The following is a 9,933-nucleotide window of genomic DNA, read 5'->3' on the forward strand; positions in this document are numbered from 1 at the left end:
CTGAAAGTGCTGGAGAAGGCCGGCCTGATCCACCGCGGCCGCGACGCCCAGCGCCGCCCCGCCCGGATCGAGGCGAAGCCGTTGCAGGAGGCGAACATGTGGATCGAGCGCTACCGCGAGCTCTGGGAGGCGAACTACCGCCGCCTCGACAGCCTGCTCGGCGAACTGAAAGCCAACTCCCCGAAGAAGGACTGAGCCCGATGCCCAAGCCCGTGGAAGTGAAGACCCCGACTGACCGCGAAGTGGTCGTCATCCGTTCGTTCGATGCGCCGGTTGGCCTCGTTTGGGACGCCCACACCAAGCCCGAGTTGCTGCAGCGGTGGCTGGTGGGCCAGCCCGGCTGGAGCATGCCGTACTGCCGCGTTGATCTGCGGGTCGGCGGCAAGTACCGCTACGTCTGGAAGAACGACGAGAGCGGCATGGAATTCGGCTCGCATGGCGAGCACCTCGAAATCGAGAAGCACCGCAAGATCGTCACCAGCGAACGGATGGACGGCCTCGACGGCAATCCCATCAACTACGAGACTCCGGTCGAAGCGGGCGATCCGGCGATCAACACCCTGACGATGGTCGAGAGCGGCGGGCGCACGACGATCACGCTCTCCATGATCTTCCCGTCGAAGGAGATCCGCGACATGGCCGTGGGCTCGGGCATGACCGACGGCATGGCGATGGGCTACGACCTGCTCGACGCGCTGCTCGAGACCGTGGGCTGATCGGTGGCGGGAGCCCTGGACGACCGGGTCGAGGCGGTGCTGGCGGCGCTCCGGCGCGAGGCCGATCCCAAGGTCCTGGCTGAGATGGGCCCCCGCTACGGCCTCGTGGTCGACAAGGCGATGGGTGTGGCGATGAACCGGATGCAGGCGGTCGCCAAGGCCGCCGGCCGCGACCATGCGCTGGCCGAGGCGCTGTGGAACACCGGTTGGTACGAGGCCCGGATGGTCGCCTGCATGGTCGACGATCCGGCGCTCGTGACGCCTGAGCAGATGGACCGTTGGCGGGCCGACTTCGACAACTGGGGCATCGTCGACACCGTCTGCTTCAAGCTGTTCGACCAGGTCGGCCATGCGCCCGCCAAGGCCGTGGCGTGGTGCGGGATGAACGACGAGTTCGGGCGCCGCGCGGGCTTTGCGCTGATGGCTTGCCTGGCGCTGCACGGGAAGGCCGACGAGGCCTTCTTCCTGGACGGGCTCAAGCGCATCGAAGCGTGCGCGACGGACGAGCGGAACTTCGTGAAGAAGGGCGTCAACTGGGCCTTGCGCGCGATCGGCGGGAAGAAGAGCCCGACCCTGCGCGCGGCGGCCCGGGCGACGGCGGAACGGCTGGCGGCGTCGAGCGACAAGACGGCCCGCTGGAACGGCAAGGATGCGTTGCGCGCCTTCGCGAAGGCCGACGCGAAGGGGGCTGCAGCATGATCCGGGTCTACAACTTCACCAGCGGCGTCCGCGGGCTGCGCGTGGCCTGGCAGTGCGAGGAGATGGGGCTGGCCTACGAGGCCAAGGGCTTCGCCTATCCGCCGCCGGCCGACTATCGCGCCAAGTATCCGCCTGGCTCGGCGCCGTTCCTCGAGGACGAGGGCGGGGTGGCGATGGGCGAGTCCGTGGCGATGATGGTCTACCTGGCCCAGCGCTATGGCCCGACGCCGCTCTTGCCAGCCGATCCCGCGCAGATGGGACGCGTCCTGCAGCTGGTGGTGGCCAGCGAGGCAGCCATGGGCGGGCTGATGAACCCGATGATGGGCACGAAGTTCGTGGCGCCGGCCGACCAGAAGGCCAACTGGACGCAGGGCTTCTGCGAGGCGCGAGTGAACGACGCGCTGGGCTACGCGCAGGATCTGTTGGGGGAGCGGGCGTACTTCGTGGGCGAGAGCCTGACTCTGGCCGACATCGCCGTCTCCACGGCGCTCGGCATGTGGAAGGGGGCGCTCGACAAGGACATCCCGCCGAAGCTCGCCGCTCACCGCGAGCGGATGATGGAGCGGCCGGCGTACCAGAAGGCGAAGGCGGCGTTTTCGGCGGCCTGAAGCGCGATTTTCCGTCTTGACAAAGGATCGCCCCTGAACCGGAAATCAGAAATTTGTATATGAATTCAATTCATTATTGACGCCTCTTGGAAATGGGCGTTGCGATCTGGCCAGATCTTCTGGGGAGTGCGACGCCGGTGGACGACGCCTTTCACGCCAATCCCTTCCTCGCCCGTGGGTACGCGCCGCAGCGCACGGAGGTCGACTGCCCGGAGCTGCGGGTGGAAGGCCGGTGGCCCCCGGAGCTAGCGGGCGTCTTCTACCGGATCGGGCCCAATCCGCAGTTCGAGCCGCGGCCGCCGTACAACCCCCTGATGGGCGACGGGATGGTGCATGCGTTCCGGGTCGAGGGCGGGCGCGTGAGCTACCGCAACCGCTGGGTCCGGACCGGCCGCTGGCTGCGGGAGAACGCGGCCGGGCGGGCGCTGTTCGCGACGACGGGCCCGCCGAGCGATGACGACCCGGAGGCCGGATCCAGGCCCGTCGACGGCGTGGCCAACACCAACCTCGTCTGGCACGGCGGGCGGCTGCTGGCGCTGGAAGAGGGGGCCGGGCCGGTGGAGCTCGATTCCGACACGCTGGAGACGCGCGGGCCCTGGAACTTCGAGGGCCGGCTGCCGCGCAACATGACGGCGCATCCGAAGGTCGATCCGCGGACGGGCGCGATGCTGTTCTTCGCCAACCTGCCGCGCGGCCGGCTAACGGGCGAACTGGCGTTTTTCGAGGCGGACGCCAGTGGGGCGATCGTGGCGACGCACATCGTGCAGGGGCCGTACCCGGCGTTGGTCCACGACTTCGCGATCACGGAGCGGTTCGTGGTCGTGGGCGTATTTCCGGTGACCCTGTCGCTGGAGCGGGCGCAGCGGGGCGCGCCGGTGATTGCGTTCGAGCCCGAGACGGCGTCCGAGGTCCTGGTGATGCCGCGGGCGGGCGGGGCCGCCGACGTGCGCCGGTTCTCAGGCCCGCCCTGCATGGCCTGGCACGTCCTGAACGCCTTCGAGGAGGGCGACCGGATCGTGCTGGACCTCTGCGAGCAGGACGTCGGCATGTTCCCGACGCCGGACGGCGCGCCGCCGGACGCGGCGCGCGCGGCGCAGCGGCTGGTGCGCTGGGAGATGGACTGGAACCGGCCAGGCCCGGTCGTGCGTCGCCGCGTCAGCGACCTGGTCTGCGAGTATCCACGGATCGACGAGCGGCGAACGGGACGGTCTCACCGCTACGGCTACGTCGCCTGTTGCGGCGGGCCGGGAACGGAGGACATCTTTCACCGCGGTGTGGCGCGGATTGATCTCGTGACCGGCGAGACTGCGGTCTGGAGCGGCGAGCCGGGCGCGGCGGCGGCCGAGCCGGTGTTCGTCCCGCGCTCAGCCGACGCCGCGGAGGGTGACGGCTGGATCCTGACGAACCTCTACGACGAGGCGCAGGACGCGAGTTGCCTCGCGGTCTTCGACGCGCAGGACATCGCGGCTGGCCCGATCGCCCGGGCGTGGCTCGATCACCGTGTCCCGGTGGGCTTCCACGCGATCTGGCGCGGACTCAGCGCAGCATGAGGCCGCCGTCGATGACCATCTCCATGCCGGTGACGTAGCGGGCCTCGTCGGACGACAGCCACAGTACGCCGTTGGCGATGTCTTCCGGCAAGCCCTTCACGCCCAGCGGCACGGCCATGGCCGACATGGCGTCGAGGTCCGGCGGGGCGTTGGCGCCGGGGGTCAGCGCCTCCTGCACGGTCAGCCAGATCGGCGTCTCGATCAGGCCCGGATGCACCGAGTTCACCCGGATGCCGTCCTTGGCGTTGGCGCATTCCAAAGCCACGGCCTTGGTGAAGAGCCGCACGCCGCCCTTTGTGGCGCAGTAGCCGGCGAGGTTGGCCGAGCCCTTCAGGCCCGCCACCGACGAGATGTTGACAATCGAGCCGCCGTCGCCGGACGTCCGCATCAGCGGGATCGAGTGCTTCACGCCCAGGAAGACGCCGTCGAGGTTGATGGCCGTCTGGCGCCGCCACGCCTCGAGCGTCATGTCGAGGATCGAGCCCCCGATGCCGATGCCGGCATTGTTGACCAGGATGTCGAGGCGGCCGTGGCGGGACTTGATCCCGGCGACCACGTCGGCCCAGACGTCTTCCTGCGTCACGTCCTGACGCACGTACTCGGCCTTGCCGCCCGCCTTCTGGATGCCGGCGACGACCTCCTGGCCGAGCGCGTCCTGGATGTCGGTGACGACGACGAAGGCGCCTTCCGCAGCCAGCTTCTCGGCGCAGCCGCGGCCGATGCCGCTGGCGCCGCCGGTGACCAGCGCCACCTTGCCCTTCACCCGATCGCCCATGACGCTCCTCCCTTATCGTTGATAAGTTGGAGTCGTAGCCCACGCCGGCTGGGCGGAACAGCGTGCCGTCGGGTAAGGGGCATTTCCATGGGTTTGAACATCCGAACTCTGGGACGCGGCGATGCGGCCGCCCTGAGCCTGGCCGGGCAGGCGACCTTCCTGGAGACCTACGCGTCGGCCCTGCCGGCGGCGGACATCCTGGCCCACTGTCGCCACGAGCACGGTGAGGCGCGCTACGGCGAGTGGCTGGGCAAGGCGGGCTACGACTTCTGGGGCGCCGAGGCCGAGCAGGGCGCCCTGGTGGGCTATGTGATGCTGTGCCCGCCCGACCTGCCGACGGACACGGCGGCAGAGGACCTGGAGATCAAGCGGATCTATCTGTTGTCGAAGTATCAGGGCGGCGGGGTGGGCGCGCGCCTGCTCAACACGGCGCTGGAACGCGCGCGGGCCCTGGGCGCAGGACGGCTCTGGCTGGCGGTCTGGAGCCAGAACGCCAACGCAATCGCCTTCTACGCCCGCCAGGGCTTCACCCAGGCGGGCGTCCGGAAGTTCCAGGTGGGCGCCAACACCTATGACGATCTGGTGCTGGCGCGGGATCTCTAGATGCCTATTGCATCCACTTCGGGTCGGCGCTGCCGGTGGTCAGGATCCCGTAGATGAACCCGACGGCGAGGAGGACAATGGCGGCCACCATGATGACGCCAATCATCCCCTCGAACTTCTCGGCCAGGTGTCTCGGCTTGTGATGTTTCACTTCGCCAGAGTGCGGCTCGGTATGCATGACTTCTTCCTCGCAATCCCTTGTGGAGTTCTTGGTCTCCACGCCAGGCTGCGGCAGACGCCAGAGGCGTCCCCCGGAAGTTCGCCCGTCCACTCCGCCCGTGCGAAGGGGAGGAGAGGGCGTATGTGCGGGCCGCCGGGGCGCGCCCTTGCCGCCTGTCTCAGTCAGACGATGTAAGGAGTCTGCGCCCGCATTGACCGAGGGTCAACCAGTAGTGGCGCTTGACCGTCGGTAACCACACGGTCTTGTGACATGGGCCTCAGACGGCTGCCCGGGCCCTGGCGGCGGCGTAGATGTCGGGCGGGCCGGCCCAGTCGTTCATGACGCCCACGACGTCGCGTCCGGGGCCCTCGCCCTTCACGAAACTGCCGGTCCATTTGCGGTCATAGACGGGGACCTCGTAGCGCACGAAGGCCTTCAGGCGGCCGGTTTCGGCGCTTCCGTCCTTGAATTTCCAGATGATCTTGCGCTCGTCGCCGGGCGGGTCGAGGACCATGTCGCCGAGTGGCTTCTCGACACCGTCCAGCTGCCAGCCGCCGCGCGCGCCGCGGGCGCCCAGCAACGTCGTGGCGTTGGCGCTGTCGCCCGCGAGCCAGGAATAGCAGAAGGGCTGCTCGAACCGCGGCGCCTCCTGCCGCTGCTCGTGGAACTTGGCGAGGCCGTTCAGGGTCAACCGCCGCCCCCCGATCTCCACCTCGCCGTCGCAGAAGCCGTAGATCTCCTCGCGGCCCTCCAGCACCTGCGCGCCCAGCGGGCTGACACCCAGGAACTGGCCGTGGATCCGGCCCGGGACCTTGCCGGCGCCGTGGGGCGCCGAGCGGCTCTCATGGAACATCAGCTCGCCTGAGAAGCGCACCATCGGAAGCAGCTTTCCGCCGCGCCGCAGGCGGACCAGCTCGGTCTTGAGCGGCGGGGCGTCGTAGCGGGCGAGCTGGACGCCCGCCAGCCGCTCGGACGTGCAGGGCAGGTCGTGGCTGGTGAAGGCGTAGAAGCGGCCCTCGTGGAAGACGTGGCACCAGAGCCAGGTCTGTCCCTCCACCGGGAAGCGGCAGAAGCGCAGGGTCATGGCGCTGGCGTCGTCCAGGCTCACGGTCATGACCATGGCGGACTCGGAATAGGCCTTCGAGCCGCGCACGGCGAGGTCGCTGGCCCGGGCCGGCGCCGCCAGGGCGGCCGGCGCGGCGGCCAGCAGGGTGCGCCGGGCGATCACCCGGGCGCGCCGGTCGCGGGCAGCGGCGGTCGCGGCTCGCCGTCGGGCACGCCCATGCTGCGGCGCAGGCGCTCGATCATGGCCTTCTGCGGGGCGAAGCCGGTGTCGGGCGGCGGCGGGCGCAGCACCTCGCGGTCGAGGAACTTCAGCGCGTCGCGCAGGCGCGGCGGTATGGTCCTGCCCAGGTGGTCGGCGCCGCGGACCAGCCGGTACTCGTGGGGGACGCCGTGGTCCCACATCACGCGGTGCAGGAACTCCACGCCCTCGTCGAGGTGGAACATGTCGAGGTCGCCCACCTCGATGTAGATGGCGAGCTTGTTGCTGAGGATCTTCTCGCGGTTGGCGACGACCATGTTGGCGGGATTGGAGCGGTTCCAGAGGTCGCGGTCGACGGGGTCACCGAAGATCGATTTGAAGAAGGCGTCGTTGCGCTGGAAGCGGTTGCGCATCTTCACGTCGTCGAAGCTGAGCGCGGGCTCGATGCCGGCCTCCAGCGCCGCCAGCCCGCCGAACACCTCGGGATGGTCGAAGCCGAGACGCAAGGAGCCCAGGCCGCCCATCGAGATGCCCGTGAGGACGGTGGCCGACCGCTCCGCCGAGAGGCCGTAGCGCCGGCGCAGCTCAGGGATCATCTCGGTGACGAGGAAGGTCTCCCATTTCTGCGAGCCGTCCTTGTAGTCCATGTAGAGCGAGCGCTGGACGTTGGGCGTGACCACCACCGCCGCCGGGAATTCGCCCGCCGCCCAGGCCGCCTCGACGGTGGGCCGCATCTGGGTCAGGAAGCCCTCGTCGCCGCCGCCGCCGTGCAGCATCAGGAGCAGCGGCAGCTTCTGGCCGGGCCGATAGCCGTCGGGCAGCAGCACGGCGACCTTCACCGGCGAGGGGACCAGCTTCGAGGTGAGCTCGATCGTCTCCAGCCGGCTCGCGGCGTGCCCGAAGCCCGCCATCGCCAGCGCCAGCACCACGCCCAGTAGGCTCTTCAGCACGCCCGCCTCCCGCTATTCGCGCCGCGAGGCTAGCACCCCCGCCGCGGACGGGAATGTCCGCAGCCCATGCCCCGCGGCTATCCGGTGGACTTCCGCGCCGGACCGGCCCACATCACCGGCCGGACCCGGAGGAGCTCCATGGTCAGCCTCGACGACTATATCGACGACAGCGAAGAGGGCCCGGACATCGCGGCGGACTATGCCGCGCTCAAGGGCTGCCTGAAGGCGCTGGCCGACGCCATCGCCAGCACCAACCTTGCGGTCATCAACGGCGCCCAGGGCGACGCGGCCGCCGCCACCCAGCGCGTTCAGGCCTCGGTGGCGGCGCTGAAGCGCTTCCACGAGGCGTTCCAGGTGCTGGACGCCGCACCCCAGGCCGGCGTCGACGAGGACGAGGACGAGGGCTAGCCGCCCCGCACGGCGCCGGCCGCCAGGGCTTCGAAGGCGGCCACGATCACCGTCTCGGTGACCGCGTCCGGCGTGAGCTGATGCTGGTAGATGAAGCCGATCGTCAGGCTCTGGATCGCCACGGCCAGATCGCGGGGCGCCATGGCGAGGATCTCGCCGTACTCGCGCGCCAGCGTGTCCGCGCCGGCGTCGAGGGCCGCGGAGTTGTGGGCGGCCACGTGCGTGCGGAGCTCAGGCTCGGTCAGCACGTAGACCTGGAACGCCGCGTTCAACCGTTCGAGGCCGCGGGCTTTTGGCAGCAGCTCCACGACGGCGCGAGCGATCGCCTGCATCTGGGTCTTCAGCGGGGCGCCGGGCTCGTACTCCGGCGCGATGCGCAGCGAGCGGCGCTCGGCGGCGCGCAGCATCAACTCGGCCTTGCCGCTGAAGTTGGAATAGATCGCGCCCTTGGTCATGCCGGCCCGGGCCGCGATCTCGTCGAGGCCGGCGTCCAGGAAGCCTTTCTCCTCGGCGACTGCGAGGGCGGCCTCGATCAGAGCGGCGCGGGTGCGCTGGCGCTTGGTGCGTGTCGTGGCGAGGCGGGTGGTCATCGGTTACAGAATGTACTATAGGTATTTTATACCTGCAGCATATTTTGTTGAGGTCGAACCATGTGGGCGAAGATTGCGCTGATCGGGCTCGGCGCCGTCGCGATGCTGGTCGCGGGGCTGGCGGCTTATCGGGCTGTCCGGCAGGCGCAGGCCGCCGAGCGGCAAGCGCTCAAGGGGCCGAACGCGATCGACGAGGCGGGCTTCGTGCGGATCGGCGGCATCGACCAGTGGGTCTCGATCCGCGGCGAGGACAGGCGCAACCCCGTGCTGGTGGTGCTGCACGGCGGGCCCGGCGCGGCGTTCCAGGTGATCACCTACGAGGCCATGCGGCCGTGGGAGCGCGACTTCACCATCGTCCAGTGGGATCAACGCGGCGCGGGCCGCACGTTCGGACGCAATGGCGCGAAGGGCTCGGGCGAGCTCTCCATCGATCGCATGGCCGACGACGGGGTCGAGGTCGTCCGGCATGCGCTGGCTCGAACGGGGCAGGAGAAGGCGATCGTGCTTGGCGCGTCGTGGGGGTCGATCCTGGGCGTCCAGATCGCGCGGCGGAGCCCGGAGCTGCTGCACGCTTACATCGGGGCGGGGCAGGTGGTGGACATGCAGGCCAACGAGGCGGTCGGCTACGACGGCCTGATGGCCAGGCTGAAGGTGCGCGGCGAGATCAAGGCCGCGGACAAGCTGGCAGCCATCGGTCCGCCGCCCTACGCGAGCCTCAGCGTGCTGCTGAAGGCGCGGCAGATCCTCATGGCGCATCCTCCGGCCAGCGAGCGCGGCCTCTACCGCCGGGCGCTGATCGCCGGACTCTCCGCGCCGAAGACGAGGCTTGCGGACCTGCGGGACTGGTTCGCCGCCCAGTCGTTCAGCATCGGCAGGCTGTACGGACCGATGATGGCCTACAGCGACTGCACGCCTGCGCCGCAGATGCCGGTCCCGGTGGTGATCGTCCAGGGTGACGAGGACATCCAGACGCCGACCTCTCTGGCGCGCGCCTACTTCGACAGCCTGCAGGCGCCGTCCAAGGCCTTCGTGATCATTCCCGGCGGCGGGCACAGCGCGGTGTTCGCGATGCCCGACGAGTTCCGCAAGGTGCTGCTGAAGGATGTGCGCCCGCTGGCGACGTCCTAGGCGTAGCTCTGCAGTGGCGAAGCGCGCGCCAAGAAGATTGAACCGCAGAGGGCGCAGAGATGGGCGAGCGGCAGGAACTGTTGAGGCCGAGCCGGGGCATGAATGTGGCGCCGGACCTGGCCGATGCGCGCACCGGTCAGCCGAGTCGAGAACCGCTCTGGAGCGCGGAGGTTGTGGCCTTGCGCCTCGCTAACCACAGGTCGCCATGGAGCCTCAACGGACGCCGTCTTCCTTAGCGTCAAATGTCCGGTCGGCGGGAAGCGGACGTTTGCGCTAACGGCTCGTTGGGGACCCCGCGTTGGCTCGCAACGCTGACCGCGCGATTGCCATCGGTTGTCGCGCTAGGGCGTCTTTGGCGCGCGCCGGCGACGTGGAACGCGAACGGTGGCTTCGCCGTCCATCACAAGTTCGCCACCCACATAGATCTCACAGCGAAGGACAACGCGTGCGGCCGCCTCATCGATCGTCGCGACGGTCACGCG

General features: G+C 69.4%; 12 protein-coding genes and 1 pseudogene. 8 read left to right on the forward strand and 5 right to left on the reverse strand.

All coding sequences use genetic code 11. The features are described from left to right. From VGD44_RS20825 to VGD44_RS20845, 5 genes and pseudogenes are all read left to right on the forward strand, one after another. A pseudogene (locus VGD44_RS20825) lies at positions 1-195 on the forward strand (transcriptional regulator); the annotation flags it as partial. 5 nt (positions 196-200) lie between these two features. Further along, on the forward strand, positions 201-716 hold the full coding sequence (locus tag VGD44_RS20830; RefSeq protein ID WP_331090300.1) for an SRPBCC family protein: 516 nt from the start codon (positions 201-203) through the stop codon (positions 714-716). 3 nt (positions 717-719) lie between these two features. Further along, positions 720-1,415, forward strand: a complete 696-nt coding sequence (locus tag VGD44_RS20835; protein ID WP_331090301.1) for a DNA alkylation repair protein — start codon at positions 720-722, stop codon at positions 1,413-1,415. Then, positions 1,412-2,023: a glutathione S-transferase family protein gene (locus tag VGD44_RS20840; RefSeq protein WP_331090302.1), complete on the forward strand. Its 612-nt coding sequence runs from the start codon at positions 1,412-1,414 to the stop codon at positions 2,021-2,023. The genes VGD44_RS20835 and VGD44_RS20840 overlap by 4 nt, the downstream gene beginning before the upstream one ends. Positions 2,024-2,160: 137 nt before the next feature. Then, positions 2,161-3,573, forward strand: a complete 1,413-nt coding sequence (locus VGD44_RS20845) for a carotenoid oxygenase family protein (RefSeq protein ID WP_331090303.1) — start codon at positions 2,161-2,163, stop codon at positions 3,571-3,573. Here VGD44_RS20845 and VGD44_RS20850 read toward each other — a convergent pair. Next, positions 3,560-4,348, reverse strand: a complete 789-nt coding sequence (locus tag VGD44_RS20850) for a glucose 1-dehydrogenase (RefSeq protein ID WP_331090304.1) — start codon at positions 4,346-4,348, stop codon at positions 3,560-3,562. The genes VGD44_RS20845 and VGD44_RS20850 overlap by 14 nt on opposite strands. Positions 4,349-4,435: 87 nt before the next feature. Between VGD44_RS20850 and VGD44_RS20855 the strand changes: the two genes are divergently transcribed. Then, positions 4,436-4,951 carry a GNAT family N-acetyltransferase gene (locus VGD44_RS20855; RefSeq protein WP_331090305.1) on the forward strand — a complete coding sequence of 172 codons (516 nt, stop codon included), beginning with the start codon at positions 4,436-4,438 and terminating at the stop codon, positions 4,949-4,951. Positions 4,952-4,955: 4 nt separating this feature from the next. Here the strand turns inward: VGD44_RS20855 and VGD44_RS20860 are convergent, their stop codons facing one another. The 3 genes from VGD44_RS20860 to VGD44_RS20870 form a co-directional block, all read right to left on the reverse strand. Next, the gene (locus tag VGD44_RS20860; RefSeq protein WP_331090306.1) at positions 4,956-5,171 is read right to left on the reverse strand and encodes a hypothetical protein; all 216 of its coding nucleotides are present in this window, start codon (positions 5,169-5,171) and stop codon (positions 4,956-4,958) included. Positions 5,172-5,388: 217 nt separating this feature from the next. After that, on the reverse strand, positions 5,389-6,339 hold the full coding sequence (locus VGD44_RS20865; protein ID WP_331090307.1) for a hypothetical protein: 951 nt from the start codon (positions 6,337-6,339) through the stop codon (positions 5,389-5,391). Further along, positions 6,336-7,325, reverse strand: a complete 990-nt coding sequence (locus VGD44_RS20870) for an alpha/beta hydrolase (RefSeq protein ID WP_331090308.1) — start codon at positions 7,323-7,325, stop codon at positions 6,336-6,338. Before VGD44_RS20870 ends, VGD44_RS20865 begins: the two co-directional genes overlap by 4 nt. A 66-nt stretch (positions 7,326-7,391) precedes the next feature. Between VGD44_RS20870 and VGD44_RS20875 the strand changes: the two genes are divergently transcribed. Next, positions 7,392-7,733, forward strand: coding sequence for a hypothetical protein (locus tag VGD44_RS20875; protein ID WP_331090309.1), 342 nt, complete (start codon positions 7,392-7,394; stop codon positions 7,731-7,733). On the opposite strand, the gene VGD44_RS20880 is transcribed toward VGD44_RS20875, so the two are convergent. Further along, on the reverse strand, positions 7,730-8,323 hold the full coding sequence (locus tag VGD44_RS20880; protein WP_331090310.1) for a helix-turn-helix domain-containing protein: 594 nt from the start codon (positions 8,321-8,323) through the stop codon (positions 7,730-7,732). The genes VGD44_RS20875 and VGD44_RS20880 overlap by 4 nt on opposite strands. 60 nt (positions 8,324-8,383) lie before the next feature. Between VGD44_RS20880 and VGD44_RS20885 the strand changes: the two genes are divergently transcribed. After that, positions 8,384-9,451: an alpha/beta hydrolase gene (locus VGD44_RS20885; protein WP_331090311.1), complete on the forward strand. Its 1,068-nt coding sequence runs from the start codon at positions 8,384-8,386 to the stop codon at positions 9,449-9,451. Positions 9,452-9,933 lie beyond the last annotated feature (482 nt).

This window comes from Phenylobacterium sp. (genome assembly GCF_036402295.1).
In the GTDB taxonomy this organism is placed as follows: Bacteria; Pseudomonadota; Alphaproteobacteria; order Caulobacterales; family Caulobacteraceae; genus Phenylobacterium.

Bases quoted from the DNA above. Each gene is read 5' to 3' on its own strand.
- VGD44_RS20830 (WP_331090300.1), top strand. From the start codon at position 201: ATGCCCAAGCCCGTGGAAGTGAAGACCCCGACTGACCGCGAAGTGGTC.
- VGD44_RS20840 (WP_331090302.1), top strand. From the start codon at position 1,412: ATGATCCGGGTCTACAACTTCACCAGCGGCGTCCGCGGGCTGCGCGTG.
- VGD44_RS20850 (WP_331090304.1), bottom strand. From the start codon at position 4,348: ATGGGCGATCGGGTGAAGGGCAAGGTGGCGCTGGTCACCGGCGGCGCC.
- VGD44_RS20855 (WP_331090305.1), top strand. From the start codon at position 4,436: ATGGGTTTGAACATCCGAACTCTGGGACGCGGCGATGCGGCCGCCCTG.
- VGD44_RS20875 (WP_331090309.1), top strand. From the start codon at position 7,392: ATGCCCCGCGGCTATCCGGTGGACTTCCGCGCCGGACCGGCCCACATC.
- VGD44_RS20880 (WP_331090310.1), bottom strand. From the start codon at position 8,323: ATGACCACCCGCCTCGCCACGACACGCACCAAGCGCCAGCGCACCCGC.
- VGD44_RS20885 (WP_331090311.1), top strand. From the start codon at position 8,384: ATGTGGGCGAAGATTGCGCTGATCGGGCTCGGCGCCGTCGCGATGCTG.